Annotated in this window: 21 protein-coding genes; 10 read left to right on the plus strand and 11 right to left on the minus strand. The window is 60.4% G+C overall.

The features are described 5' to 3' along the window. Positions 1-125 precede the first annotated feature (125 nt). Genes ccoP through ccoN form a run of 4 tightly spaced genes read right to left on the minus strand, consistent with a single transcriptional unit; the run spans position 126 to position 3,320 of the window. Positions 126-1,079 carry a cytochrome-c oxidase, cbb3-type subunit III gene (ccoP, locus tag J2Y86_RS27680; RefSeq protein ID WP_253439050.1) on the minus strand — a complete coding sequence of 318 codons (954 nt, stop codon included), beginning with the start codon at positions 1,077-1,079 and terminating at the stop codon, positions 126-128. Continuing rightward, positions 1,076-1,273: a cbb3-type cytochrome oxidase subunit 3 gene (locus tag J2Y86_RS27685; RefSeq protein ID WP_253439052.1), complete on the minus strand. Its 198-nt coding sequence runs from the start codon at positions 1,271-1,273 to the stop codon at positions 1,076-1,078. The genes ccoP and J2Y86_RS27685 overlap by 4 nt, the downstream gene beginning before the upstream one ends. 3 nt (positions 1,274-1,276) lie before the next feature. Then, positions 1,277-1,885, minus strand: coding sequence for a cytochrome-c oxidase, cbb3-type subunit II (gene ccoO / locus J2Y86_RS27690; protein ID WP_253439055.1), 609 nt, complete (start codon positions 1,883-1,885; stop codon positions 1,277-1,279). Positions 1,886-1,895: 10 nt separating this feature from the next. Then, entirely contained in the window at positions 1,896-3,320 is a 1,425-nt protein-coding gene (gene ccoN, locus J2Y86_RS27695) for a cytochrome-c oxidase, cbb3-type subunit I (protein ID WP_253439058.1), read from the minus strand. 77 nt (positions 3,321-3,397) lie between these two features. Here ccoN and J2Y86_RS27700 point away from each other — a divergent pair, with 77 nt between their 5' ends. Further along, positions 3,398-4,075: an alpha/beta family hydrolase gene (locus tag J2Y86_RS27700; RefSeq protein WP_253439061.1), complete on the plus strand. Its 678-nt coding sequence runs from the start codon at positions 3,398-3,400 to the stop codon at positions 4,073-4,075. A gap of 204 nt (positions 4,076-4,279) precedes the next feature. On the opposite strand, the gene J2Y86_RS27705 is transcribed toward J2Y86_RS27700, so the two are convergent. From J2Y86_RS27705 to acnA, 3 genes are all read right to left on the minus strand, one after another. After that, positions 4,280-5,845 (minus strand): methyl-accepting chemotaxis protein, encoded by a 1,566-nt coding sequence (locus J2Y86_RS27705; RefSeq protein ID WP_253439064.1) that lies wholly within the window; start codon positions 5,843-5,845, stop codon positions 4,280-4,282. Positions 5,846-5,949: 104 nt separating this feature from the next. After that, positions 5,950-6,741: a CPBP family intramembrane glutamic endopeptidase gene (locus tag J2Y86_RS27710; RefSeq protein ID WP_253439068.1), complete on the minus strand. Its 792-nt coding sequence runs from the start codon at positions 6,739-6,741 to the stop codon at positions 5,950-5,952. A 254-nt stretch (positions 6,742-6,995) separates the two neighbouring features. After that, a complete protein-coding gene (gene acnA, locus J2Y86_RS27715; protein ID WP_253439071.1) occupies positions 6,996-9,737 on the minus strand; it encodes an aconitate hydratase AcnA in 2,742 nt (913 codons plus the stop codon). Between the two features lie 222 nt (positions 9,738-9,959). Between acnA and rlmM the strand changes: the two genes are divergently transcribed. Together rlmM and tusA are read left to right on the plus strand one after the other, a co-directional pair. Beyond that, positions 9,960-11,033, plus strand: coding sequence for a 23S rRNA (cytidine(2498)-2'-O)-methyltransferase RlmM (gene rlmM, locus J2Y86_RS27720; RefSeq protein ID WP_253439074.1), 1,074 nt, complete (start codon positions 9,960-9,962; stop codon positions 11,031-11,033). Positions 11,034-11,202: 169 nt separating this feature from the next. After that, positions 11,203-11,454: a sulfurtransferase TusA gene (tusA, locus tag J2Y86_RS27725; RefSeq protein WP_253439079.1), complete on the plus strand. Its 252-nt coding sequence runs from the start codon at positions 11,203-11,205 to the stop codon at positions 11,452-11,454. 108 nt (positions 11,455-11,562) lie between these two features. On the opposite strand, the gene J2Y86_RS27730 is transcribed toward tusA, so the two are convergent. After that, positions 11,563-12,966, minus strand: a complete 1,404-nt coding sequence (locus J2Y86_RS27730) for an MATE family efflux transporter (protein WP_253439082.1) — start codon at positions 12,964-12,966, stop codon at positions 11,563-11,565. A gap of 335 nt (positions 12,967-13,301) precedes the next feature. Here J2Y86_RS27730 and pdxB point away from each other — a divergent pair, with 335 nt between their 5' ends. After that, positions 13,302-14,444 (plus strand): 4-phosphoerythronate dehydrogenase PdxB, encoded by a 1,143-nt coding sequence (gene pdxB / locus J2Y86_RS27735; RefSeq protein ID WP_253439085.1) that lies wholly within the window; start codon positions 13,302-13,304, stop codon positions 14,442-14,444. Positions 14,445-14,620: 176 nt separating this feature from the next. Here the strand turns inward: pdxB and J2Y86_RS27740 are convergent, their stop codons facing one another. Further along, on the minus strand, positions 14,621-14,800 hold the full coding sequence (locus J2Y86_RS27740; RefSeq protein WP_253439088.1) for a PA1571 family protein: 180 nt from the start codon (positions 14,798-14,800) through the stop codon (positions 14,621-14,623). Positions 14,801-15,054: 254 nt separating this feature from the next. Between J2Y86_RS27740 and J2Y86_RS27745 the strand changes: the two genes are divergently transcribed. Further along, entirely contained in the window at positions 15,055-16,839 is a 1,785-nt protein-coding gene (locus tag J2Y86_RS27745) for an ABC transporter transmembrane domain-containing protein (protein ID WP_253439091.1), read from the plus strand. 79 nt (positions 16,840-16,918) lie between these two features. Here J2Y86_RS27745 and J2Y86_RS27750 read toward each other — a convergent pair whose 3' ends face one another. Further along, entirely contained in the window at positions 16,919-18,847 is a 1,929-nt protein-coding gene (locus J2Y86_RS27750) for a transglycosylase SLT domain-containing protein (protein ID WP_253439094.1), read from the minus strand. 213 nt (positions 18,848-19,060) lie between these two features. On the opposite strand from J2Y86_RS27750, the gene J2Y86_RS27755 reads away from it, so the two are divergent. Beyond that, entirely contained in the window at positions 19,061-20,980 is a 1,920-nt protein-coding gene (locus J2Y86_RS27755) for an ATP-binding cassette domain-containing protein (RefSeq protein ID WP_253439097.1), read from the plus strand. A 207-nt stretch (positions 20,981-21,187) separates the two neighbouring features. Here the strand turns inward: J2Y86_RS27755 and J2Y86_RS27760 are convergent, their stop codons facing one another. Beyond that, on the minus strand, positions 21,188-21,628 hold the full coding sequence (locus J2Y86_RS27760; RefSeq protein WP_008028495.1) for a universal stress protein: 441 nt from the start codon (positions 21,626-21,628) through the stop codon (positions 21,188-21,190). A 103-nt stretch (positions 21,629-21,731) separates the two neighbouring features. Between J2Y86_RS27760 and J2Y86_RS27765 the strand changes: the two genes are divergently transcribed. The 4 genes from J2Y86_RS27765 to J2Y86_RS27780 all read left to right on the plus strand — a co-directional run bounded on the left by J2Y86_RS27765 (position 21,732) and on the right by J2Y86_RS27780 (position 26,446). Then, entirely contained in the window at positions 21,732-22,169 is a 438-nt protein-coding gene (locus J2Y86_RS27765) for a hypothetical protein (protein WP_253439100.1), read from the plus strand. Between the two features lie 588 nt (positions 22,170-22,757). Next, entirely contained in the window at positions 22,758-24,905 is a 2,148-nt protein-coding gene (gene fadB / locus J2Y86_RS27770) for a fatty acid oxidation complex subunit alpha FadB (protein WP_253439103.1), read from the plus strand. 29 nt (positions 24,906-24,934) lie between these two features. Further along, the gene (gene fadA / locus J2Y86_RS27775; RefSeq protein ID WP_008028488.1) at positions 24,935-26,110 is read left to right on the plus strand and encodes an acetyl-CoA C-acyltransferase FadA; all 1,176 of its coding nucleotides are present in this window, start codon (positions 24,935-24,937) and stop codon (positions 26,108-26,110) included. Positions 26,111-26,209: 99 nt separating this feature from the next. Beyond that, entirely contained in the window at positions 26,210-26,446 is a 237-nt protein-coding gene (locus J2Y86_RS27780; protein ID WP_046047845.1) for a DUF1653 domain-containing protein, read from the plus strand. Positions 26,447-26,478 lie beyond the last annotated feature (32 nt).

Consider the following 26,478-nt stretch of genomic DNA (forward strand, 5'->3'; position numbering starts at 1 on the left):
CGGAGCAAGCTTAGACCCGATTCTGGTGAACCGAAAGGAGGACTAACGGAGGGTGCGACAATGGGTCGCAAAGGGGCAGGGAACTGCCGCATCCGGGAAGAATGCGGCAGTAGAGCGGTCAAGAATTATTCGCTTTTGCCTTCTGCCTGCAAACGCTCTGTATTCAGACCATGAGACAGGCTGTACACATAAGCGGCCAGCAGTTGCACCTTATCGTTGCCGAGCAGTTCGTTCTGCGCCGGCATATGGCCCTGGCGGCCATGGCGAATGGTTTGTTGCAGTTGCGCCAGGCTTGTACCGTAGATGAACCCGGCCGGTTGCGTCAGATTCGGCGCGCCCATGGCTTCGGTGCCTTTGCCGTTCGCCCCATGACAGGCTACGCACATCGTACTGAACGCTTGCTGACCGGCTTGCAGATCGGCGGTGCTGTCGGCCGGCAATGGCAGGCCCGCCAGTTCGTGACGTACGTAGGCAGCAGCGTTTTTCACGCCCGCATCACCAAGGATTTCACCCCAGGCCGGCATCGCTGCCATGCGCCCGCCCATGATCGTGGTCTTGATCATCTCGGCGTCGCCGCCCCAGCGCCAGTTGCTGTCGGCCAGGTTCGGGAAGCCGAAAGCGCCCTTGGCATCCGAGCCGTGGCACACCGAGCAGTTCGACGCAAACAGCCGGCCGCCCATTTTCAGCGCTTGCGGGTCCTTGGCCACTTCTTCCAGTGGCATGGCGGCGAATTTGGCGAAGATCGGCCCGAACTTCGCGTCGGCCTTGTTCATCTCCCGTTCCCATTCGTGCACGCCGGTCCAGCCGTCCTCGTAACCCGGCAGGATGCCTTTCCAGTTGCCCAGGCCCGGGTAAAGCACCAGGTAACCCACGGCAAACACCAGCGTGCCTGCGAACAGCATGAACCACCACTGCGGCAGCGGATTGTCGTACTCCTCGATGCCGTCGAAGCTGTGGCCCATGGTCTGGTCGACGCTGCCCTTGGTTTCGCCCTTGCGGGTGCCGATCAGCAGCCAGGTCAGGCCGATCAGGCTGCCGATGGTCAGTACGCAGATCCACGTACTCCAGAAGGTGGTCATGACCGGGTACTCCTTGTTTCAGGTTCTTGGGTGCTATCGGGGTGTGACTCGTCGGCGAACGGCAGCAGGCGCGCTTCAGCGAATTCCGGGTTGCGCTTGCTGTTGAACACCCACAGCGTCAGGCCGACGAAAGCCACGAACACCACGACCGTGCCCAGGCCGCGGATCATTCCACTGCTCATTTCAAAGACCATGGCTCACCTCTTGCTCTTGATGGCAGTGCCGAGCACCTGCAGGTAGGCAACCAGCGCGTCCATTTCGGTCTTGCCCTTGAGCGACTCGACACTGCCGGTGATGTCGCCGTCGGTGTACGGCACGCCGAGGGTGCGCATTGCCTTGATCTTGCCTTCGGTGTGGCTGCTGTCGACCGGATTGGCCACCAGCCACGGGTAGGCAGGCATCTTCGATTCCGGCACCACGTTGCGCGGGTTGTACAAGTGCGCGCGGTGCCAGTCTTCGGAGTAGCGGCCGCCGACACGGGCCAGGTCCGGACCAGTACGTTTCGAGCCCCAGAGGAACGGGTGATCCCAAACGCTTTCGCCGGCCACCGAGTAGTGACCGTAGCGTTCGGTCTCGGCGCGGAACGGCCGGATCATCTGCGAGTGACAGCCGACGCAGCCTTCGCGGATGTAAATGTCGCGACCTTCCAGTTGCAGCGCGGTGTAGGGCTTCATGCCTTCCACCGGTTTGTTGGTCACGTCCTGGAAGAACAACGGGACGATCTGGGTCAGGCCACCGATGCTCACGGCCAGGACCATCAGCAACATCAGCAGGCCGACGTTTTTCTCGATTGTTTCGTGTTTCATGGCGGACTCCTCAGGCGATCTGCGCGGCAGCGGCGACTTCGGCAGGCTGCGAGGCCCGCACGGTGCGCCAGGTGTTGTAAGCCATCAGGAACATGCCGCTGAGGAAGATCGCACCGCCCACCAGTCGCACGACGAAGCCTGGGTGGCTGGCCACCAGGGTTTCGACGAAGGAGTAGGTCAGCGTGCCGTCTTCGTTGACTGCGCGCCACATGAGGCCCTGGGCGATGCCGTTGACCCACATCGAGGCGATGTACAGCACGGTGCCGATGGTCGCGAGCCAGAAGTGCGCGTTGATCAGGCCGATGCTGTGCATCTGCGTGCGACCGAAGATTTTCGGAATCATGTGGTACAGCGCGCCGATGGAAATCATCGCCACCCAGCCGAGTGCGCCGGCGTGAACGTGGCCGATGGTCCAGTCGGTGTAGTGGGAGAGGGCGTTGACGGTCTTGATCGCCATCATCGGACCTTCGAAGGTCGACATGCCGTAGAACGCCAGCGACACCACGAGGAAGCGCAGGATCGGGTCGCTGCGCAACTTATGCCAGGCGCCCGAGAGCGTCATCATCCCGTTGATCATCCCGCCCCAGCTCGGTGCCAGCAGGATCAGCGACATCACCATGCCCAGCGACTGTGCCCAGTCTGGCAGCGCGGTGTAGTGCAAATGGTGAGGACCGGCCCAGATGTACAGGGTGATCAGAGCCCAGAAGTGCACGATCGACAAGCGATAGGAATACACCGGACGCTCGGCCTGTTTTGGCACGAAGTAGTACATCATCCCGAGGAAACCGGCGGTGAGGAAAAAGCCCACGGCGTTGTGGCCGTACCACCACTGCACCATCGCATCGGTGGCACCGGCGTACAGCGAGTAGGACTTGGTGAAACTCACTGGCAACTCAAGGTTGTTGACGATGTGCAGAATCGCAACAGTGATGATGAATGCACCGAAGAACCAGTTGCCGACGTAGATGTGCTTGGTCTTGCGCTTCATGATCGTGCCGAAGAACACCACCGCGTAGGCCACCCAGACGATGGTGATCAGGATGTCGATCGGCCATTCCAGCTCGGCGTATTCCTTGGAACTGGTGTAACCCAGCGGCAGGCTGATGGCCGCCAGAAGAATCACAAGCTGCCAGCCCCAGAAGCAGAATGCGGCGATTTTCGGCGCGAACAGCTGGGTCTGGCAGGTGCGCTGCACCGAATAGAACGAACTGGCGAACAGGGCGCAACCGCCGAACGCGAAGATCACCGCGTTGGTGTGCAGCGGGCGCAAACGGCCAAAACTGGTCCACGGCAAGTTGAAGTTGAGTTCGGGCCAGACCAATTGAGCCGCGAGAAAAACCCCGAGCCCCATGCCGACGATGCCCCACACCACCGTCATAATGGCGAATTGGCGGACCACCTTGTAGTTGTAGGCGGTACTGATAGAAGTGTTCATGGTTCCCCATCCACGGTTCAGTCGAAGCAAAGCGGCGCTTCGGCTGGAGTTATAGGCAGACTAAAAGCGAGGCAAGCATGGACAAAGAGCACAAAGCCAGTATTGACGGGGATCAATGGGCGCAGTGTGTGGCCGAACATGGCTGGGTGTGGACCGTCGCCGCGACGCCGTCATCGGCGACGCTGATCCTTGCCCATGGCGCCGGTGCGCCGATGGACAGCGCCTGGATGAACGACATGGCTGCGCGCCTTGCCGCGCTGGGCGTCAACGTGCTGCGCTTCGAGTTTCCATACATGGCGCAACGGCGTGTCGATGGCGGCAAGCGTCCACCGAATCCGGCGCCGAAACTGTTGGAATGCTGGCGTGAGGTGTATGCGGTGGTGCGACGTCATGTCACTGGGCGTTTGGCCATTGGCGGCAAGTCCATGGGCGGTCGGATGGCCAGCCTGTTAGCCGATGAGCTCGGGGCGGATGCGTTGGTGTGCCTCGGGTATCCGTTTTACGCGGTGGGTAAACCGGAGAAGCCTCGGGTCGAGCATTTGGCGGGATTAAAGACTCGCACCTTGATTGTTCAGGGTGAGCGGGATGCGTTGGGGAATCGTGAGGCGGTCGAGGCTTACACGTTGTCACCGAGGATCGAGGTGTTTTGGTTGACGGCGGGGGATCATGATTTGAAACCGTTGAAGGCTTCCGGGTTTACCCATGAGCAGCATTTGGCGGCTGCGGCGGGGAAGGTTGCGGAATTTCTGCAGTGAAATGTGCGGTGTCAGTCCGGGCCTCTTCGCGGGCAAGCCCGCTCCCACAGGGTTATGCATTGATCTCAAAATCGAGTTACACCACCTATCACTGTGGGAGCGGGCTTGCCCGCGAAGAGGCACTGTCAGGCAACATCACTTTCAGACTGACAATAAAAAACCCGGAAGCATTCGCTATCCGGGTTTTTGTTTTTACAGCATCAATCAGCGGTTAAACCGCTCCACCAACGAATACTGAGTATTCGCGGTCTTGGTCAGCTCTTCACTCAACAACGCCGAGTTCTGCGCCTGTTCCGAGGTCTGATCCGCCAGTTGCGAGATGTTGCTGATGTTGCGGCTGATTTCTTCGGCCACCGAGCTTTGCTCTTCGGTCGCGGCCGCAATCTGGGTGGTCATGTCGGTGATGTGGGCCACCGCTTCACTGATCCCGATCAACGCCTGGTCCGCTTCCAGTACTCGCGCCACGCCTTCTTCCGCCTGGCGATGCCCGGCTTCCATGGTTTGCACTGCAGTGCTCGCGGTTTGCTGGAGCTTGGCGATCAGGGCGTGGATCTGCCCGGTGGATTCGCTGGTGCGTTGCGCCAGTTGACGGACTTCGTCAGCCACCACCGCAAAACCACGACCCATCTCGCCGGCACGTGCCGCTTCGATTGCGGCGTTCAACGCCAGCAGGTTGGTCTGGTCGGCGATGCCTTTGATCACGTCGACCACGCCGCCGATTTCATCGCTGTCCTTGGCCAGTTGGGTCACGGTCAGCCCGGTTTCACCCACAACCACCGACAAACGCTGAATGGCTTCGCGGGTTTCCCCGGCGATGTCGCGGCCGCGACCGGTCAGGCGATTGGCTTCCTGAGTCGCATCAGCGGTGCGCTGAACGTGGCTGGCCACTTCCTGGGTGGTGGCAGCCATCTGGTTGACGGCGGTGGCCACTTGTTCGGTCTCGACGCGCTGACGCTCCAGGCCGGTGGAGCTGTTGTGGGCCAGGGTGTCGGACTGCTTCGCTTGCTCGGTCAGGTGCTCGGCGGTGTCCTGCAGACGAGTCAGACAGGTTTTCAGGCGGGCTTCCTGGCTGAGGATCGACATCTCCAGGCGCGCCTGGGCGCCACGGCTGTCGGTGTACATCTGCGCGATCAGCGGGTCGGACGTGGTCTGCTCGGCCAGGCGCAGCAAGCGCTTGAGGCCGCGCTGTTGCCAGCTCAACCCGAGCAGGCCCAACGGCACTGAAAGGCCGGCGGCCAAGGCAAAACCCCATTGGGAGTTGAGCGTGGCACCGATCATGAAGCTCAGTTGGCTGACCAGAATGAACGGCAGCCAGTCCTGGAGCACCGGCAGCCATTTGTCCGTAGAAGGAATGGCCGACTTGCCCTGGTTGATGCGTTGGTAGAGCGCTTCGGCACGCTGGATCTGCTCGGCGGAGGGTTTGACCCGCACCGACTCGTAGCCGATCACCTGGTTGCCTTCGAAAACCGGTGTGACGTAGGCGTTGACCCAGTAGTGGTCACCGGTCTTGCAGCGATTCTTGACAATGCCCATCCATGGCAAGCCTTGTTTCAGTGTGCCCCACATATGCGCGAACACCGCGGCCGGTACGTCGGGGTGACGGACCAGGTTGTGCGGCGCACGGATCAATTCTTCACGGGAATACCCACTGATTTCGACGAAAGCGTCGTTGCAGTAGGTGATCACGCCCTTGGCATCGGTGGTGGAAATCAACCGTTGCTGAGCCGGGAAGGTCCGTTCGCGTTGTGTGATGGGCTGGTTGTTACGCATGGCTATTTTCAATCCGCAAGGCTTTGAGAGGTTGTCGGCACTGTCAGGAATTTATTGAAATTATTTTTCAATATTCAGCGGTGCGTCGCAAAACGACCGTTGCGTCAGCCGGCTAGCATCGGATAGGTGAACAGGCCGAAATGCAGCAGGTTCAAGCCGAAATGCGTGGCGATGGCCGCCCCCAACCCGCCGAAACGGTAGGCCAGACCATAGCCGACACCCGCCAGGCTCGCCAGTAGCACCCATTGCCAGCCAGCACTGAGGTGCACCAGGCCAAACACCAGCGAGGCGAGCAGTAGCGCGAGGTTTTCGCCATAAGGCAGGTGTTTGAAGTGTCGGCTCAGACCGCCCTGGATGTAGCCGCGAAACAGCGCCTCTTCCACCAGCGTTACCAGCAACAGATTGTTCAGCACCCACAGCCACGCGTTGTCCGGCCACTTTGGTGCCCAACCGATCACGCCCAGCAACAGCGCGCCGCCCAGTGCCAGCACGGCGCTCACGGTCAGCCCTATCGCGGTGGCATAAACGCCAAGCCGCAGCGAACGCTGGCCAATGATCCATGGGCAGGCCAGCAGCAGCCAGAAACCGATCAGTGGTTTGTCCAGATTCAGGTACATGGAAAACCGCACGGCATCGTCGGTGAAGCGTTGCGGATTGATACCACGACCATTGTAGAAACCGGGGAGCCAGTGCATGGCCAGTGCCAGGGCCATGAAAATGAACAGCGCGTGGCCGAGGTAGTGGCCGATGCGCAGGTGTTGTTGGCGTGCGGCGAAACCGGCGGTCAGTAGCAGTGCGACGGAAATTCCGGCGAGCCAGCCGAGGTGGCCATAGGTCAAGGCGAGGCCGTACCCAAAGGAGAGCAGGGCCAGATGAATCCATGGCAGAGCGAGCATGTGAAGTCCTTGTGTACGGGATTTTGCAGGTTGCCTCGGTCTATGTGGGAGCGGGCTTGCTCGCGAAGGGGTCATATATTCAATATCACCGTTGACTGACACACCGCTTTCGCGAGCAAGCCCGCTCCCACATTTGATCGGTGTCGTTCACAGTTTGTGTGCTCGACACTGAATCCTGGGGGCGGGTGATTATAGGGATTTCCGTGACACAAACAAAAACACCGCCCGAAGGCGGTGTCTTTTGTCAGCAGCGGTCAGGACGCAATCAACTGCCGCAACACGTAATGCAAAATCCCTCCCGACTTGAAGTACTCCACTTCGTTGAGCGTATCGATCCGGCACAGCACCTCGACTTTCTCGCGGCTGCCGTTCTCGCGGTTGATGATGAGCGTCAGGTTCATCCGTGGCGTCAACTCCACGCCCGTCAAACCAAGAATATCCACGGTTTCCTTGCCGGTCAGGTTCAGGCTCTTGCGGTTCTGGTCCAGTTTGAACTGCAGTGGCAGCACGCCCATGCCCACCAGATTGGAACGGTGAATCCGCTCGAAACTTTCGGCGATGACCGCTTTGACGCCCAGCAGATTGGTGCCCTTGGCGGCCCAGTCGCGGCTCGAACCGGTGCCATATTCCTGCCCGGCGATGACCACCAGCGGCGTGCCCGATGCTTGATAACGCATGGCCGCATCGTAGATCGCCATGCGTTCCCCGGTGGGAATGTAGATCGTATTCCCGCCTTCCTCGCCGCCGAGCATTTCGTTGCGTATGCGGATGTTGGCGAAGGTGCCGCGCATCATCACTTCATGGTTGCCGCGACGGGAACCGTAGGAGTTGAAGTCCCGAGGTTCCACGCCTTTTTCGCGCAGGTAGTTGCCGGCGGGGCTGTCGGACTTGATGTTACCGGCCGGAGAGATGTGGTCGGTGGTCACCGAGTCGCCGAGCAGCGCGAGGACTCGGGCACCCGCGACGTCCTTGACCACGGGCGGCGGGCCGCCGATGTCGTCGAAGAACGGTGGATGCTGGATGTAAGTCGAATCGTCCTGCCAGACATACGTCGCCGCTTGCGGCACTTCAATCGCCTGCCATTGCGCGTCGCCGGCAAACACTTCGGCGTATTCCTTGTGGAACATCGCGGTGTTGACCTTATTCACCGCGTCGGCGATTTCCTGGGTGCTTGGCCAGATGTCCCGCAGGTACACCGGGTTGCCCGCCTTGTCGGTGCCCAAAGGCTCGCTGCTGATGTCCATGCGTACCGTACCGGCCAGCGCATAGGCGACGACCAGCGGCGGGGAGGCCAGCCAGTTGGTTTTCACCAGCGGGTGCACGCGACCTTCGAAGTTGCGATTGCCCGAGAGCACCGAGGCGACGGTCAGGTCGGCGGACTGAATGGCTTTTTCGATCGGTTCCGGCAACGGCCCGGAGTTGCCGATGCAAGTGGTGCAGCCGTAACCGACCAAGGCAAAACCCAGTTCATCAAGGTATTGGGTCAGGCCAGCGGCCTTGTAATAGTCGGTGACCACTTTCGAGCCTGGGGCCAGCGAGCTCTTGACCCACGGTTTGCGCTTGAGGCCTTTCTCCACGGCTTTCTTGGCCACGAGCCCCGCGGCCATCATCACGCTCGGGTTGGAGGTGTTGGTGCAGGAGGTGATGGCGGCGATCACCACCGCGCCGTTTTTCAAGCGATAGGTCTGGCCGTCGTACTCGTAGTCCGCTTCACCGACCAGGTCGGCATTGCCCACCGCGACGCCACCGCCGCCTTCACTTTCGAGGCGACCTTCTTCCTTGCTGGTGGGTTTGAACTGCAGGTCGACGAAGTCACTGAACGCTTGCGCGACATTCGGCAGCGACACCCGGTCCTGCGGACGTTTCGGCCCGGCAAGGCTGGCTTCGACGCTGCCCATGTCCAGCGCCAGACTGTCGGTGAACACCGGTTCCTGACCCGGCAGACGCCACAGGCCCTGCGCCTTGCAATAGGCCTCGACCAGTTTCACGGTTTCAAGCGGCCGGCCGGACAGGCGCAGGTATTGCAGTGTCACCTCATCCACCGGGAAGAAGCCGCAGGTGGCGCCGTATTCCGGGGCCATGTTGGCGATGGTCGCGCGGTCGGCCAGCGGCAGGTCGGCAAGACCGTCGCCATAGAACTCGACGAATTTGCCGACCACGCCTTTCTTGCGCAGCATCTGGGTGACGGTCAGCACCAGGTCGGTGGCGGTGATGCCTTCTTTTAGCTTGCCGGTGAGTTTGAAGCCGATCACTTCCGGAATCAGCATCGACACCGGCTGGCCGAGCATCGCCGCTTCCGCTTCGATCCCGCCCACGCCCCAGCCGAGCACGCCGAGGCCGTTGATCATGGTGGTGTGGGAATCGGTGCCGACGAGGGTGTCGGGGAACGCGTACGTGCGACCGTCCTCATCTTTGGTCCAGACGGTGCGGCCGAGGTATTCAAGGTTGACCTGGTGGCAGATCCCGGTGCCGGGCGGCACCACGCTGAAGTTGTCGAAGGCACTCTGGCCCCAGCGCAGAAAGGCATAACGCTCGCCGTTGCGCTGCATTTCGATGTCGACGTTCTGCCCGAAGGCGCTTGCGCTGCCGAACTTGTCGACCATCACCGAGTGATCGATCACCAGATCCACCGGCGACAGCGGATTGATGCGCTGCGGGTCGCCGCCGGCCTTGGCCATCGCGGCGCGCATGGCGGCCAGGTCGACCACGGCGGGCACGCCGGTAAAGTCTTGCATCAATACCCGGGCAGGGCGGTACTGGATTTCGCGATCGGAGCGACGCTCCTTGAGCCAGGCGGCAATCGCCCTGAGGTCGGCGCCGGTGACGGTTTTTTCGTCTTCCCAGCGCAGCAGGTTTTCCAGCAGCACTTTCAACGACATCGGCAGTTTGTCGAGATCACCGAGGCTTTTGGCAGCGTCGGGCAGACTGAAATAATGGTAGGTCTTGTCGTCGACTTGCAGGGTTTTAAGGGTTTTCAGGCTATCGAGGGACGGCATTGAAATGACTCCTTTGGGTCCGCACGGCTACGGACTGACGGGACAGACAGAGCCTTTAACCTAGCCCTGTTCATTCACTAAAGCTAATAACTGGACTCTATGGCCAAGTCCAAGGTTCCGAACTCGGCTATCATGCGCCGGTTTTCGTGACAGGCTTTGCTTCAACGCAAGCCTGGGCATCGCGCAGTGGCTGAATTCTTCGCCAACTGCCCAGGAGTAAGAATGAACACCCTCTTTATGCATTGCCGGCCGGGCTTCGAAGGCGAAGTCTGTTCCGAGATTTCCGAACACGCCGCACGGCTGAACGTGGCGGGTTATGCCAAGGCCAAAACCGCCAGCGCCTGCGCCGAGTTCATCTGCACCGAAGAAGACGGTGCCGAGCGCCTGATGCGCGGCCAGCGTTTTACCGATCTGATCTTTCCACGTCAGTGGGCACGCGGGATTTTCATCGACCTGCCGGAAACCGACCGTATCAGCGTGATCCTCGCGCACATGGCGGACTTCCCGTTGTGCGGCAGCCTGTGGCTGGAAATGGTCGACACCAACGATGGCAAGGAACTGTCGAACTTCTGCAAGAAATTCGAAGTGCACCTGCGCAAGGCGCTGATGGCCGCCGGCAAACTGGTGGACGACGCGCACAAGCCGCGTTTGCTGCTGACGTTCAAAAGCGGTCGCGAAGTGTTCATGGGCCTGGCCGAGTCGAACAATTCGGCGATGTGGCCGATGGGCATTCCGCGCCTGAAGTTTCCGCGCGAGGCACCGAGCCGTTCGACCTTGAAGCTGGAAGAGGCGTGGCACCACTTCATCCCGCGTGATCAGTGGGACGAGCGTCTGCACAGTGACATGACCGGCGTTGACCTCGGCGCAGCGCCGGGTGGCTGGACCTGGCAATTGGTCAATCGTGGCATGCTGGTGACCGCCATCGACAACGGCCCAATGGCGGAAAGCCTGATGGACACGGGTCTGGTGCAACATTTGATGGCCGACGGCTTCACCTACAAGCCCCGCCAGCCGGTGGACTGGATGGTCTGCGACATCGTCGAAAAACCGGCACGCAACGCCGCGATGCTGGAAGAGTGGATTGGCGAGGGTCATTGCCGCGAAGCGGTGGTCAACCTCAAGCTGCCGATGAAACAGCGTTACGCTGAAGTGAAACGCTTGCTGGAGCGGATTGCCGACGGCTTCAAGGAGCGCGGGATTCGGGTGGAGATCGGTTGCAAGCAGCTGTACCACGACCGGGAAGAAGTGACGTGCCATTTGCGTCGGCTCGACGTGAAGAAACCCAAAACCCGCTGAAGCACGCCGCAATCCCTGTAGGAGCGAGGCTTGCCCGCGAAGGGGCCCTTAAGGCCGCCAAAAGCTTCGCGGGCAAGCCTCGCTTCTACAAAGGCGGGGCGGGGTTATGCCACAGATGACTGTTCCCCCGGCAATGCGCGACAATGCCGGCCAGTTTCAGGAGTTAATCATGAGTGAAATGCTTGATACGCCGGTAGACGGCACCCTCGACGCCACCGGCCTCAACTGCCCGGAACCGGTGATGATGCTGCACCAGCACATCCGTGATCTGGCGCCCGGCGGCCTGCTCAAGGTGATCGCCACCGATCCGTCGACCCGTCGCGACATTCCCAAGTTCTGCGTGTTTCTCGACCACGAGCTGGTCGCGCAGCATGAAGAGGCAGGCACCTACCTCTACTGGATTCGCAAGAAGTCCGGTTGACTCACCAAAAACAACTGTGGGAGCCAGCCTGCTGGCGATTGCTGATTCAAACTCAACCTCTTTGTTGACTGAAACACCGCAATCGCCGGCAGGCTGGCTCCCACAGGGTCAACTCAGGCTGATGCGGATCCGCTTGCGCGCACTGCGCGTCAGGCGGATCGACAGCATCAGCGCCGCGCAACTCAAGCCCACGATCAAACCCTGCCACAACCCGCTCGGGCCACTCGGTGCGCCGAACCAGTCGGTCAGGCCCAGCGCGTAACCCACCGGCAACCCAATGCCCCAGTACGCGAACAGCGTCAGGATCATCGTCACCCGCGTGTCCTGATAACCGCGCAGCGCGCCGGCCGCCGTGACCTGGATCGCATCGGAAAACTGGAACAGCGCCGAGTAAACGATCAGCATCGCCGCCACGCGAATCACCGTTGGGTCCGCCGTGTAGATGGTTGCGATGTGCTCGCGCAACAACAGCATCATGCTCGCCGAAAGACACGCATAAGCCAGCGCCGTGCCCATGCCGACGCCGGCGGCGAAACGCGCTTCACGGGGTTCCTGACGACCGAGCGCCTGGCCGACGCGCACCGTCACAGCCATGCCGAGGGAGTAGGGGATCATGAACACCAGCGAACTGAAGTTCAGCGCAATCTGATGCCCGGCCACCACGGTGGCGCCCAGACTGCCGATCAGCAGAGCGATCACTGCAAAGATGCTCGACTCGGCGAACACCGCGATGCCGATCGGCAGGCCGATCCCAAGCAGGCGTTTGATCACCGACCATTGCGGCCAGTCGAAACGGCTGAACAACTGGCTCGACTGGTAGGCCGGCGCCCAGCGTTCCCAGCCGGCCATGCCCAGCGCCATCACCCACATCACAATCGCGGTGGCCCAGCCGCAGCCGACACCGCCCATGGCTGGCACACCGAAGTGGCCATAAATGAAGACGTAGTTCAGCGGAATGTTCAGCGCAAGACCGCACAGACCCAGCACCATGGCCGGGCGCGTACGCCCCAGGCCATCACTGAAGCAGCGCAGTACATGGTAGAGCGCAACGGCGGGCAAACCGCTGGCAATCCCGTGCAGGTACTGCATGCACGGGCCGATCAGTTCGGGGTCGACCTTCATGATGTGCAGGATTGGCTCGGCGCTGAATAGCATGCCGGTTGCCATCAAACCCACCACCAGCGCCAGCCACAGCGCCTGCCGGACAATCGGACCGATCTCGCTGTGAGTGCCGGCACCAAAGCGTTGGGCGACTTTCGGTGTGGTGGCCAGCAGGGTGCCGGTCATCAGCAGAAACACCGGGACCCAGATCGAGTTGCCCAGCGCCACCGCGGCCAGATCCCGCGGCCCGACGCGGCCGGCCATCACCGCATCGACGAAGCCCATCGCGGTGGTGGCAAGCTGCGCGATCATGATCGGCAACGCCAGGCCGAGCAGGTTTTTCAGCTCCAGGCGAACCCGGGCGGGGCGGTTGAGGGTAGTGGTGGCGGGGCGGTCAGTTACGGAATTCAAGGGCGAAACGTCCAAAGATGTTGAGGCGCTGGGCGGGGCATTCTACGCGTTGACGCAGTGGTCAGGAAAAGTCCTGTGTTACCCATTTGTAATCGCTTTCCGAACGTAGCGACATTCCCTGTGGCGAGGGGGCTTGCCCCCGTTGGGTCGCGCAGCGGCCCCCATTCAAGCGACCTGGTTTCAACAGATACACCACATGCAAACTTGCTGGGGCTGCTTCGCAGCCCAACGGGGACAAGTCCCCTCACCACAGGGGAATGTGGTGTTCATTAATGCCCGCTGGCTCATCACAGTCATCTCCGCCTACACTGCCAACCCGCCAAAGGAGCCTGCCCATGCTGATTGTTGCCGACGAAAATATTCCGCTGCTCGATGCCTTCTTCGAAGGTTTCGGCGAAATCCGCCGGGTGCCGGGACGTTCCATCGACCGCGCCACCGTCGAACAGGCCGATGTGTTGCTGGTGCGCTCGGTGACCAACGTCAATCGCTCATTGCTCGAAGGCAGCAAGGTGCGCTTCGTCGGCACCTGCACCATCGGCACCGATCACCTGGACCTCGATTACTTTCAGCAAACCGGTATCACCTGGTCCAGCGCTCCGGGCTGCAATGCCCGTGGTGTGGTCGACTATGTGCTGGGCAGTTTGCTGACCCTCGCCGAAATCGAAGGCGCCGACCTCACTCAACGCACTTATGGCGTGGTGGGGGCGGGCGAAGTGGGCGGACGACTGGTCAAGGTCTTGCAAGGGCTGGGCTGGAACGTGCTGGTCTGCGATCCGCCACGGCAAGCCGCCGAAGGAGGGGGTTTCGTCAGCCTAGAGCAGATCGTTGAGCAGTGCGACGTCATCAGTCTGCACACACCATTGAAGAAACACGGTGCTGGAACGACCTGGCATCTGTTCGACAAAAACCGTTTGAACCAGCTCAAGCCCGGTGCCTGGCTGATCAACGCCAGCCGCGGCCCGGTGGTGGATAACGCCGCCCTGTGCGAGGTGCTGCTGCAACGGGAAGACCTGCAAGCAGTGCTGGACGTCTGGGAAGGCGAGCCCGAAGTCGACGTGGCACTGGCCGAACTCTGCGTGCTGGCGACGCCGCACATTGCCGGTTACAGCCTCGACGGCAAACAACGCGGGACGGCGCAGATCTATCAGGCGTACTGCGAATTTCTCGGGCAGCCGGCGCAGGTCAGCCTGAACGATTTGCTGCCGGCGCCCTGGTTGTCGCAAGTGACCTTGCACGCTGACAGCGATCCGGCCTGGGCGCTGGCGATGTTGTGCCGTGGTGTGTACGACCCGCGCCGCGACGATGCGGATTTCCGCCGCAGTCTTGTAGGCAGTGTCAGCGAACAGCGTGCGGCGTTTGACGGGCTGCGCAAGCACTATCCATCGCGGCGGGAGATTGATGGGTTGCAGGTGCGGATTGAAGGGGATTCGCCGGCATTGCAGAAGATCGTGGCGGCGTTGGGTGCAACGGCTGTCTGAAGACCGAGTTGGCCCCTTTCGCGGGCAAGCCTCACTCCTGCAGGGTTGCCCCAATTTCGAAATCGCGCCGATCCTGTAGGAGCGAGGCTTGCCCGCGAATGGCCGCACCGCAACCCTGGATCAGCACCCACAAAAAACCCGGCCATCAGGGCCGGGTCAAGAAGACGGTGGCTATATCAATCTTGTTTGGCAGGCTTGACCAATCGCTTCTCCAGTTCGCGGCAGGCGTCCTGGATCATGGTTTCAGTGATCGGTACTTCGTCGCCTTTTTCGTCAATGATTGAGCAACCCAGAGACTGATCTGGCTGTGTGCGGATCACTTGAATCTTGTCATCGCTGCTGTGTTGCAAGGACATGGCCTGTCTCCTCTTCAGGTTGTGTACTTACTGTAGAACCGCCAGGTGACCGGGCTGTGACAATTCCCTGCGATCTTTCGAAGCGGCAATACCAGTCCACCAGAAATACCGTAACGTTGCCACCCGGACTTTAGACCAATAGCGTCTAGGGTCTGGTCGTTGCGGTCATAATTAACCTGACTCATTGTGATTTACAGAGTTCCCCCCCATTGAGCGGTATAGCCGGCCCTTAACTTGTGAAATGGAAAACCCCGATGCTATCTGCCCGTCACCGTCGCGCGATTCGCCTGGCCAGTCGTTTCCTTGTGCCCTATCGCTGGCAGGCCTTGGGTGCCTTGCTGGCACTGATTGTCACGGCGGGCATCACCTTGTCCATGGGGCAGGGGATCCGGCTGTTGGTGGATCAGGGTTTCATGACCCAGTCACCGCACTTGCTCAACCAGACCATTGGCCTGTTCATGCTGTTGGTGCTGGGTCTGGCGCTCGGCACCTTTGCGCGTTTTTACCTGGTGTCGTGGATCGGCGAGCGCGTGGTGGCCGACATCCGCCGGCAGGTGTTCAATCATCTGGTTTACCTGCATCCGGGGTTTTACGAAGACAACCGCAGCTCCGAGATCCAGTCGCGGCTGACCGCCGACACCACGTTGCTGCAATCGGTGATCGGCTCTTCGCTGTCACTGTTTTTGCGCAATCTGCTGATGGTGATCGGCGGGATTGTGTTGCTGTTTATCACCAATCCCAAACTCACCAGCATTGTCGTTGTGGCATTGCCGCTGGTGATTGCTCCGATCCTGATTTTCGGCCGACGGGTGCGCAGCCTGTCGCGCCTGAGCCAGGACCGGATTGCCGACATTGGCAGCTACGTGTCGGAAACCCTCGGTCAGATCAAAACCGTGCAGGCCTACAACCATCAGGTCCAGGATGAACAGCGATTTGCCGTGACCGTGGAGGAGGCGTTCAACACCGCCCGCAAGCGCATTTTCCAGCGTGCCTGGCTGATTACCCTGGTGATCGTGCTGGTGCTGGGCGCGGTCGGCGTGATGCTGTGGGTCGGCGGCATGGACGTGATGGCGGGGCGGATCTCCGCCGGTGAACTGGCGGCGTTTGTGTTCTACAGCCTGATCGTCGGCAGCGCGTTCGGCACGCTGAGCGAAGTGATCGGCGAGTTGCAGCGCGCCGCCGGGGCCGCGGAGCGGATTGCCGAGTTGCTGCGTTCGGAAAACATCATTCAGCCACCGTCCACGGGGCTGGTGACATTGCCGGAGCGGGTGACGGGGAATCTGGTGCTGCAAGACGTGCGTTTTTCCTACCCGTCGCGTCCTGAAAGCTATGCCATCGATGGCTTGAACCTGACTATCAGGGCCGGCGAAACCCTGGCGCTGGTCGGACCTTCCGGCGCGGGCAAGTCGACGGTGTATGACTTGCTGCTGCGTTTTTACGACCCGGCCGAAGGCCGCATTCTGCTCGACGGCGTGCCGCTGACTCAGCTCGATCCGTTGGACTTGCGCCGCTGCTTCGCCCTGGTCTCCCAATCCCCGGCGCTGTTCTTCGGCAGCATCGAAGAGAACATCCGCTACGGCAACCCGACGGCGACGCTGGAACAGGTTCAGGAAGCGGCGAAAATCGCTTACGCCCATGACTTTATCGAGGCGATGCCCCGCGGTTACCAGACTCATCTGGGTGACGCCGGCCTCGGTTTGTCCGGCGGCCAGCGCCAACGCCTGGCCATCGCCCGCGCGCTGCTGGTGGACGCGCCCATCCTGCTGCTCGACGAAGCCACCAGCGCCCTCGATGCCCAAAGCGAGCACCTGATCCAGCAAGCCTTGCCCAGCCTGATGAAAAACCGCACCACCCTGGTCATCGCCCACCGCCTGGCCACGGTGAAAAACGCCGACCGGATTGCCGTGATGGACCAGGGAAAACTGGTGGCGGTGGGGACGCATCAGGAGTTGATTGCGAGCAATGCGCTGTACGCGCGGCTGGCGGCGTTGCAGTTTAGTGATGGGCGCCATGCCCCGACCGACCAGGTAACCGACTAGGTAACCGATCAAGTAGAGCACCAAAAAAAATGCCCACATCAATCGATGCGGGCATTTTTTTCAGTGCTTCAAAGCAGGCTCATTGATCATCAAAATACCGCTCATGCCAATCCACCAACGGCTGTGGCGAGTTGAGCTTCTGGCCGTAGATCACCGAGTACGACAGCACGTTCTGCACGTACTGGCGGGTTTCGTCGAACGGGATGCTTTCCACCCAGACGTCGAAACTCAGGTGATCCGCGCCGCGCAGCCACTGACGCACGCGACCCGGGCCGGCGTTGTAGGCGGCTGACGCGAGGACCCGGTTGCCGTTGAACTGACTGTGAACCTGGCTCAGGTAAGCGGCACCGAGCTGGATGTTCTTGTCCGGATCGAACACCTGCTGCGGCGAGGCCAGGGGAATGCTGAACTTGCGCGCGGTTTCCTTGGCGGTGCCGGGCATCAGTTGCATCAGGCCGCTGGCGCCGACGCCGGAGCGGGCGTCGTCCATGAAGGCGCTTTCCTGGCGGGTGATGGCGAATACCCAGCTCGAGTGCAGGCCACGGACCTTGGCTTCGCGCACCAGGGTTTCGCGGTGGGCCATCGGGAAGCGGATGTCCAGGTCGTCCCAGTACTGCGCCTGACTGATGGTGCGGATCGCCGGGAAATACCATTTCAGGTCGTAGGCCAGTTTCGCCTGGGCGACCATTTCATCGCGGTTGAAGTGGCGGCTGACGTGATACCACTCGCGACGACCGTCAACGATCTGCCCGCGTGCGTGGAATTCCAGGGCGCGACGTACACCCGGCGTGTTGCGCACTTTGTTGATCAGCGCCTGGCTAAGCACCAGCGGCTTGTTATTCAGCGAGTACGGCAGCTGCGAGCGATCAGCGGCGAGGAAGCCGTAGAAATCACGCTCACGGGCGAGGCCTTTGTAAAGCGTCTGCGCTTCCGGGTTCTGCGGTTGCGCCAGTTCCAGGCTGCGGGCCTGCCAGTAGCGCCAGCGGTTGGTGGTCGCCAGATCCTGTGGCAAGCGGCGGGTCAACTGATAGGCATCGTCCCAGCGGGCCAGGCGCAACAGCAGACGCAAGCGCCATTCGGACACCGTGTTGTCGCGCAATTCCGGGTCGTACTTGGTCATCACGTCCAGCGCCCGGCCGTCGAAACGTTTGGCGAGGGTCAGCCCGATTTCCCGGGCGATCGCGACTTTTTCATCACGGGAGAAATGCATGCTGCTGGCATAACCGTCGAGCAATTCCATCGCCTTATCCGGGTCTTGCTTGGCCAGGCGGCGCAGGCCGAGGCTGACGATGTCGGACATTGGTTCATCGGCCGGGGTGAAGCGCGACGGTTGATTGAGCAGTTCAGGTTTCTGCGCCACATCCACCAGCAAGCGACCGCGCGGGGCGAGGGTGGTCAGGCCGTTGACCAGGCTGTTGGCCAGCGGATAGTTGCGCGCCTGGGCGGCAAGCTTCGCGCGCTCCCAGCGTTTCTGTTCGGTCAGTTGGCCTTCAGCCGCCCAGGCGCCAAACAGGCCGTCGCACGCGGCAGGCAGGGATTTACCGGTCAGCCAGAGTTTGTTCGCGTTGGCGTAGCCTTCGGATTTCTGGTTGTGCCCGATCTGGTACTGCGCGTTCAGGCAGTCCAGTTCGGTGAAATTCAGCTTGGGGTCGTAGTACTTGACGAAGGTCGCCCAGTCGCCACGGTCGGCCAGCCAGCGCAACCAGCGCAACTTCATCCAGTTGGCTTGCGGCAGGTCACCGTGTTCGGCGAGAAATTTCTCGATCTCGGCGTTGCTCGCGGTTTTCAGGCGCGCGGTCAGTTCGTCGTAGGCCAGGTACGGCTCCAGCGGGTAGTCGCTGAGTGCCTGGCTGTAACGGAAATAAGGGCCGGTATCGCCCTTGGCCAGCGCTCGCTTGGCTTCATCGTAATACTGGCGCTGGGTGGACAGGTCCACGGCCTGGGCGGTTTGAACGGCAGTGGCAGTAAGAAGAAAACAGGATAAAAGACTGAAAAGGCGACTGCGCATGAGACGTCCGGGCAGAGAAATCATGACAAGTGCAGGCTTGGGCCGCACTGAATAATCTGTAGCTTAGCCTTTTGCCAGTAGCGGGCGAAAGCTTTGCAGGTCTGTCAGCATCAGTTCGCAACATTTGTCATGCAGAGTGCCGTGAAGGTGAAATTGCCGGCCTTCTGAAGCCTCAAGTCAGGTAGAATGCGCGCCCGGTTTTTGGAGAAGCTCATGACCCTGCTCAAATTCAGCGATGTGTCCCTTGCTTTCGGCGCTATGCCGTTGTTGGACAAGGTGTCCTGGCAGATCGCCCGTGGTGAGCGGGTGTGCATCATCGGCCGCAATGGCACTGGCAAGTCCAGCATGATGAAGCTCGTCAAGGGCGACCAGAAGGCCGACGAAGGCTCCGTTTGGCGCGCACCCGGCCTCAAGATTGGCGAATTGCCGCAAGAATTGCCGGTAGCCGACGAGCGGACCGTGTTCGACGTGGTTGCTGAAGGCCTGGACGGTGTCGGCGAACTGCTCGCGCAGTATCACCACCTGAGCCAGAACATCGTCACCGACGCTGACCTGGACAAACTGATGCACGTCCAGCACGACCTCGAAGCCCGTGACGGCTGGCGCTTGCAGCAACTGGTCGACAGCACGTTGAGCCGCCTGCAGTTGCCGGCCGACAAGACTCTTGCCGAATTGTCCGGCGGCTGGCGTCGCCGCGTCCTGCTGGCGCAGGCGCTGGTGTCCGAGCCGGATCTGCTGCTGCTCGACGAACCGACCAACCACCTGGACATCGGTGCAATTGCCTGGCTCGAAGAAGCGCTGAAGGATTTCCAGGGCGCCGTGCTGTTCATCACGCACGACCGTTCCTTCCTGCAGAACCTCGCGACCCGCATCCTCGAACTGGATCGCGGCGGCCTGATCGACTGGAACGGCGACTACGCCAGTTTCCTCGTGCACAAGGAAGCCTCGCTGGCGGCTGAAGAAACCGCCAACGCGCTGTTCGACAAGAAGCTGGCCCAGGAAGAAGTCTGGATCCGTCAGGGCATCAAGGCCCGTCGCACCCGTAACGAAGGCCGCGTGCGTGCACTGAAAGCCCTGCGCGTCGAGCGTAGCGAGCGTCGTGAGCGCACCGGCAAGGCCAACATTCAGCTGGATACCGCTGACAAGTCCGGCAAACAGGTGATGGTCCTCGAGAACGTGAGTTTCGCTCACCCGGGCGGCCCGTTCCTGATCAAGGATTTCTCGATGGTCCTGACGCGCGGCGACCGTATCGGTCTGCTCGGCGCCAACGGTACCGGCAAGACCACACTGCTGAAGCTGATGCTCAGCGGTCTGCAGCCAACCAGCGGCACAGTGGAAGAGGGCACGCGCATCGACGTGGCGTACTTCGACCAGTTGCGTCATCAGCTGGACCTGGAAAAGACCGTGATCGACAACGTGGCCGAAGGTCGCGACTTCATCGATATCGATGGTCAGAGCCGTCACGTGTTGAGCTACCTCGGCGACTTCCTGTTCAGCCCGCAGCGTGCCCGCACGCCGGTCAAGGCGCTGTCGGGTGGTGAGCGTGCGCGTCTGTTGCTGGCGAAACTGTTCAGCAAGCCGGCGAACCTGCTGGTCCTCGACGAGCCGACCAACGACCTCGACGTGGAAACACTCGAACTGCTGGAAGAGGTCTTGCTGACCTTCAACGGCACCGTACTGATGGTCAGCCACGACCGGGCATTCCTCGACAACGTGGTCACCAGCACGCTGGTCTTCGAAGGTGAGGGCAAGGTTCGCGAATACGTCGGTGGTTATCAGGACTGGCTGCGTCAGGGCGGTTCGCCGCGCCTGCTGGGCGTGACCGAGAGCAAGTCCGGCAAGGCCGACCTGACGTCGGCGGTCGTGACGGCTGAGGCTGCACCCGTGGCGGCAGTGGTCGAAGCCCCAGTGACGAAGAAAAAACTCAGCTACAAATTGCAGCGTGAGCTGGAAATGTTGCCGGCGCAGATCGAAGCCATGGAACAGCAGATCGCAGTCGTCGAGGCCCAGATGGCCGATGCCGGCTTCTATCAGCGTCCTGCTGCCGAAACCGCCGCGGTGATCGCTCAGTTGGAGCAGTTGCAGGCTGAACTCGACGTCATGGTCGAGCGTTGGGCCGAGCTGGACGCCTGATTGATCCTGCAATAAAAAAGCCCGGCGTTCAGTGATGAGCGCCGGGCTTTTCGTATGGAATACAGTTGGCAGGCTGGCACAGATCAAAATGTGGGAGCGGGCTTGCTCGCGAAAGCGGTGTATCAATCAACATTGAAGTCGGCTGATATACCGCTTTCGCGAGCAAGTCGAATCGTCGCACCGCCGCTCCCATACTGGTCCGTATTGTCAGCTTTTGTTTTGCAGGCGCACTGCAAGTACATCGCAAGGCGCGCCATGCAGCACGTCGTTGGCGGTGGATCCCAGCAATAGCGCCAGACCGTGCCGGCCATGACTGCCCACCACGATCAGGTCGCAGGTTTGTTCCTTGGCCAGGTGATGAATCTCCTGGCGCGGCTGGCCGTAGGTCAGGTGGCTGTATTCCTTGGAGAGTTCAGGGTACTTCACGATCAATCGGTCCAGTCGCTCCTTGGCCTGGTCGAACTGCTGTTGTTGCAGTTGTGACAGGTCCATCGGCACGTCACCCCCGAAAGCCATGGCCATGGGTTCGACAATGTGCACCAGGGACAACTTCGCGCCATTGCTCACTGACAACTCGCGAGCACGGTGAATGACAGGGTCGCACTCTTCGGTCAGGTCTACAGCGACCAGAATGTGGTTGTAGGGCATGAGGTGCTCCTCCTGAGGATGCAATATTGGTAAGTATGGCTGGTTTCAAGCGCATTGTTTTCAAAGTGACTCAAAGCGCCCATCAAGAATCGGGAGTACAGATATGACGGTCTGGATAGTGGTGTCAATCCTGTTGGTGGTGCTGAGCCCGCTGGCATGGCTGCGACCGTCCCGTGGTCAGAGCGGCCGCATGGCCCTGCGCATGGAGGCGCGGCGCATCGGGCTGGCCATGCAACTGGCGCCTCAGGAGTGGCCGCACTGGCTGAGCCAGGAGCCGCCGAGCCCCTGCGCGCAGTACCATCGACCGCGTCGCGGCAATCAGCCGGCGTGCTGGAGTTACTGGCAGAAGTCGCCAGGCGTGTGGGTGAATCAGTGGCAGGAGGTCTGCGAGGATCAAGCGCTGCTCAATCATTTCGAAAAATTGCCGGCCAACGTCTACAAGGTCGAAGCCGACAAGCAGATGATCACGTTGTATTGGGGCGAGAAGGGCGAAGCGGCGGTTTTGCAACAAATCGATGCCACCCTCAAAGCACTCGCTTGAAACCCGATCCCTTGTAGGAGCGAGGCTTGCCCGCGAAGGCGTCCTGCCTGACACATCGCTTTCGCGGGCAAGCCTCGCTCCTACTGTTGTTTCCAGGCAATAAAAAGCCCGACATCCATCATCGGGCTGGAGTTGGCCAGGCAGGCCGGTAATTCGCTGTGGGCTGATCTTACGCCGGGCATTCGCCGACGCGTTCAAATTTTTTCCTCAATCTCCCGCCCAGCGTAGCCCGTTAAACAAAGGCTGCCGCGAATTAGGGCGACTTTTCTAACTATTGATTCTATGAATGGCCTCACATGCATCCGCGTGTTGCAGGTACTCGTGGTACGGAAATGACCGGAAAGTCGCGTTTCAACCCGTATTTTGGGCGATTGACAATTGCCGGAAATTCCGTGAAGGTGGCGTACCCAAATCAAACGGGCGTATGAATTGAGCGTTTGCATTGCAGACCGCTCCTACAGAATCCCGACTATCGCGTTGGCGGGTGTGCCGGGTGGATTGGCGTAGCATCGACGTTAAACGTCCTGCCGAGCCATTCGCCTGCGTCCGACGTGTACTGTTCAGCTTCCATATCGTGGAGATCAGTTGATGATTTACGAAGGTAAAGCCATCACGGTTAAGGCTCTTGAAAGTGGCATCGTCGAATTGAAATTCGACCTCAAGGGTGAGTCCGTCAACAAGTTCAACCGTCTAACCCTGAACGAACTGCGTCAGGCCGTAGACACCATCAAGGCAGATGCTTCGATCAAGGGTGTGATCGTCAGCAGCGGCAAGGACGTGTTCATCGTCGGCGCCGACATCACCGAATTCGTCGAGAACTTCAAGCTGCCTGATGCAGAGCTTGTTGCTGGCAACCTCGAAGCCAACAGGATTTTCAGCGATTTCGAAGACCTCAACGTCCCGACTGTCGCCGCGATCAACGGCATCGCCCTGGGTGGCGGCCTGGAAATGTGCCTGGCAGCGGACTTCCGCGTCATGTCCGCTACCGCGAAAATCGGCCTGCCGGAAGTCAAGCTGGGCATCTACCCGGGCTTCGGCGGTACCGTGCGCCTGCCGCGCATCATCGGTGCCGACAACGCCATCGAGTGGATTGCCGCGGGCAAGGAAAACCGTGCTGAAGACGCGCTGAAAGTCGGCGCTGTCGATGCAGTGGTTGCTCCCGAGAAGCTGGCAGAAGCAGCATTGAACCTGATCAAAGGCGCCATCTCCGGCGAATTCGATTACAGAGCCAAGCGTCAGCCAAAGCTGGAAAAACTCAAGCTCAACGCCATCGAGCAGATGATGTCGTTCGAAACCGCCAAAGGTTTCGTGGCCGGTCAAGCGGGCCCGAACTACCCGGCACCGGTCGAAGCGATCAAGACCATCCAGAAAGCCGCGAACTTCGGTCGCGACAAAGCGCTGGAAGTCGAAGCCGCCGGTTTCGTCAAACTGGCCAAGACCTCTGCCGCGCAGAGCTTGATCGGTCTGTTCCTGAACGATCAGGAATTGAAGAAAAAGGCCAAGGCCTACGACGAAATCGCCAAGGACGTGAAGCAGGCTGCCGTATTGGGCGCCGGCATCATGGGTGGCGGTATCGCTTATCAGTCGGCCTCCAAAGGTACGCCGATCCTGATGAAGGACATCAACGAGCACGGCATCGAGCAAGGCCTGGCTGAAGCCGCCAAGCTGCTGGTGAGCCGCGTTGATAAGGGTCGCATGACCGCAGCCAAAATGGCTGAAGTCCTCAACGGCATTCGTCCGACCCTGTCCTATGGCGACTTCGGTCACGTGGATCTGGTCGTCGAAGCGGTCGTCGAGAACCCGAAGGTCAAGCAAGCCGTTCTGGCCGAAGTCGAAGACAAGGTCAAAGAGGACACCATCCTCGCGTCCAACACCTCGACCATTTCCATCACCTTGTTGGCCAAGGCCCTCAAGCGTCCGGAAAACTTCGTCGGCATGCACTTCTTCAACCCGGTGCACATGATGCCGCTGGTGGAAGTGATTCGTGGCGAGAAGTCCAGCGAGCTGGCCGTTGCCACCACCGTTGCCTACGCCAAGAAAATGGGCAAGAACCCGATCGTCGTCAACGACTGCCCGGGCTTCCTGGTCAACCGCGTACTGTTCCCGTACTTCGGCGGTTTCGCCAAGCTGGTCAGCGCCGGTGTGGACTTCGTCCGTATCGACAAGGTCATGGAAAAATTCGGCTGGCCGATGGGCCCGGCGTACCTGATGGACGTGGTCGGCATCGACACCGGCCACCACGGTCGTGATGTGATGGCTGAAGGCTTCCCGGACCGCATGAAAGACGACCGTCGTTCGGCTGTCGACGTGCTTTACGAAGCCAAGCGCCTGGGCCAGAAGAACGGCAAGGGCTTCTACGCCTACGAGACCGACAAGAAGGGCAAGCAGAAGAAAGTCGCCGATCCGTCGGTGCTGGAAGTGCTCAAGCCGATCGTTTTCGAACAGCGCGAAGTCACTGACGAAGACATCATCAACTGGATGATGATCCCGCTGTGCCTGGAAACCGTGCGTTGCCTGGAAGACGGCATCGTCGAAACCGCTGCCGAAGCCGACATGGGTCTGGTCTACGGTATTGGTTTCCCTCCATTCCGTGGCGGTGCGCTGCGTTACATCGATTCGATCGGTGTGGCAGAGTTCGTTGCCCTGGCTGACCAGTACGCTGATTTGGGCGCGCTGTACCACCCGACCGCGAAGCTGCGCGAAATGGCCAAGAACGGCCAGAGCTTCTTCGGTTAAGCGCCCCCAACTAGAGTGAGAGTGAATATATGAGCTTGAATCCTAGAGACGTCGTGATTGTCGACTTCGGTCGTACTCCGATGGGCCGCTCCAAGGGCGGCATGCACCGCAACACCCGCGCCGAAGACATGTCGGCGCACCTGATCAGCAAATTGCTGGAACGCAACGTCAAGGTCGACCCGAACGAAGTCGAAGACGTGATCTGGGGCTGTGTGAACCAGACCCTGGAGCAGGGCTGGAACATCGCCCGCATGGCGTCCCTGATGACTCAGATCCCGCACACTGCTGCCGGCCAGACCGTCAGCCGTCTGTGTGGTTCGTCGATGAGCGCGCTGCACACTGCCGCGCAAGCGATCATGACCGGCAACGGTGACGTGTTCGTTGTCGGCGGCGTCGAGCACATGGGCCACGTGAGCATGATGCACGGTGTCGATCCGAACCCGCACATGTCGCTGTACGCGGCGAAAGCCTCGGGCATGATGGGCCTGACCGCTGAAATGCTGGGCAAAATGCACGGCATCACTCGCGAACAACAGGACGCTTTCGGCGTGCGCTCCCACCAACTCGCCCACAAGGCGACCGTGGAAGGCAAGTTCAAAGACGAAATCATCCCGATGCAGGGCTACGACGAGAACGGTTTCCTGAAACTGTTCGACTATGACGAAACCATTCGTCCGGAAACCACCCTGGAAAGCCTGGCGGCTCTGAAGCCAGCGTTCAATCCGAAGGGCGGCACCGTGACAGCGGGTACTTCGTCGCAGATCACCGACGGTGCTTCGTGCATGATCGTGATGTCGGCGCAGCGTGCGCAAGACCTGGGCATTCAGCCTCTGGCGGTGATTCGCTCGATGGCAGTGGCAGGTGTGGATCCGGCGATCATGGGCTATGGTCCAGTACCGGCCACACAGAAAGCACTGAAGCGCGCGGGCCTTGGCATCAACGATATCGACTTCTTCGAGCTCAACGAAGCTTTCGCCGCACAGGCCCTGCCAGTGCTGAAAGATCTGAAAGTGCTCGACAAGATGAACGAGAAGGTTAACCTGCACGGCGGCGCGATCGCCCTGGGTCACCCGTTTGGTTGCTCCGGTGCGCGTATTTCCGGCACCCTGCTGAACGTGATGAAGCAAAATGGCGGCACCTTCGGGGTAGCTACCATGTGCATTGGTCTCGGCCAAGGCATCTCCACCGTCTTCGAACGCGTCTAAGCGTTTCGTTGATGGAAGCCGGGGCCAAGTGCCCCGGTTTTTGTTTTTCCGGATTTATTTTTGTTTTTATTTTGAAAAGATTTGAGTGAGGGCCAAACCATGCCGATACAACCTGGGCTCTACCAACATTACAAAGGTCCGCAGTACCGCGTATTCAGTATTGCGCGGCATTCGGAAACCGAAGAAGAAGTGGTCTTCTACCAAGCCCTGTATGGCGATTACGGCTTTTGGGTGCGTCCCTTGAGCATGTTCCTGGAGTCGGTCGAGGTTGACGGCGAACAGGTGCCACGCTTTGCTTTGGTGCAAGCCGAACCGAGCCTTTTTTCGAAGCCATAAGCGGAGTGCGCGCAAAACCCTGCGCTTGACCT

It is taken from the genome of Pseudomonas migulae, assembly GCF_024169315.1.
GTDB lineage: Bacteria > Pseudomonadota > Gammaproteobacteria > Pseudomonadales > Pseudomonadaceae > Aquipseudomonas > Aquipseudomonas migulae_B.

Coding starts and splice junctions, on each gene's coding strand:
- ccoP (WP_253439050.1), bottom strand. CDS start 1,079: ATGACCACCTTCTGGAGTACGTGGATCTGCGTACTGACCATCGGCAGC.
- J2Y86_RS27685 (WP_253439052.1), bottom strand. CDS start 1,273: ATGGTCTTTGAAATGAGCAGTGGAATGATCCGCGGCCTGGGCACGGTC.
- ccoO (WP_253439055.1), bottom strand. CDS start 1,885: ATGAAACACGAAACAATCGAGAAAAACGTCGGCCTGCTGATGTTGCTG.
- ccoN (WP_253439058.1), bottom strand. CDS start 3,320: ATGAACACTTCTATCAGTACCGCCTACAACTACAAGGTGGTCCGCCAA.
- J2Y86_RS27700 (WP_253439061.1), top strand. CDS start 3,398: ATGGACAAAGAGCACAAAGCCAGTATTGACGGGGATCAATGGGCGCAG.
- J2Y86_RS27705 (WP_253439064.1), bottom strand. CDS start 5,845: ATGCGTAACAACCAGCCCATCACACAACGCGAACGGACCTTCCCGGCT.
- J2Y86_RS27710 (WP_253439068.1), bottom strand. CDS start 6,741: ATGCTCGCTCTGCCATGGATTCATCTGGCCCTGCTCTCCTTTGGGTAC.
- acnA (WP_253439071.1), bottom strand. CDS start 9,737: ATGCCGTCCCTCGATAGCCTGAAAACCCTTAAAACCCTGCAAGTCGAC.
- rlmM (WP_253439074.1), top strand. CDS start 9,960: ATGAACACCCTCTTTATGCATTGCCGGCCGGGCTTCGAAGGCGAAGTC.
- tusA (WP_253439079.1), top strand. CDS start 11,203: ATGAGTGAAATGCTTGATACGCCGGTAGACGGCACCCTCGACGCCACC.
- pdxB (WP_253439085.1), top strand. CDS start 13,302: ATGCTGATTGTTGCCGACGAAAATATTCCGCTGCTCGATGCCTTCTTC.
- J2Y86_RS27740 (WP_253439088.1), bottom strand. CDS start 14,800: ATGTCCTTGCAACACAGCAGCGATGACAAGATTCAAGTGATCCGCACA.
- J2Y86_RS27745 (WP_253439091.1), top strand. CDS start 15,055: ATGCTATCTGCCCGTCACCGTCGCGCGATTCGCCTGGCCAGTCGTTTC.
- J2Y86_RS27750 (WP_253439094.1), bottom strand. CDS start 18,847: ATGCGCAGTCGCCTTTTCAGTCTTTTATCCTGTTTTCTTCTTACTGCC.
- J2Y86_RS27755 (WP_253439097.1), top strand. CDS start 19,061: ATGACCCTGCTCAAATTCAGCGATGTGTCCCTTGCTTTCGGCGCTATG.
- J2Y86_RS27760 (WP_008028495.1), bottom strand. CDS start 21,628: ATGCCCTACAACCACATTCTGGTCGCTGTAGACCTGACCGAAGAGTGC.
- J2Y86_RS27765 (WP_253439100.1), top strand. CDS start 21,732: ATGACGGTCTGGATAGTGGTGTCAATCCTGTTGGTGGTGCTGAGCCCG.
- fadB (WP_253439103.1), top strand. CDS start 22,758: ATGATTTACGAAGGTAAAGCCATCACGGTTAAGGCTCTTGAAAGTGGC.
- fadA (WP_008028488.1), top strand. CDS start 24,935: ATGAGCTTGAATCCTAGAGACGTCGTGATTGTCGACTTCGGTCGTACT.
- J2Y86_RS27780 (WP_046047845.1), top strand. CDS start 26,210: ATGCCGATACAACCTGGGCTCTACCAACATTACAAAGGTCCGCAGTAC.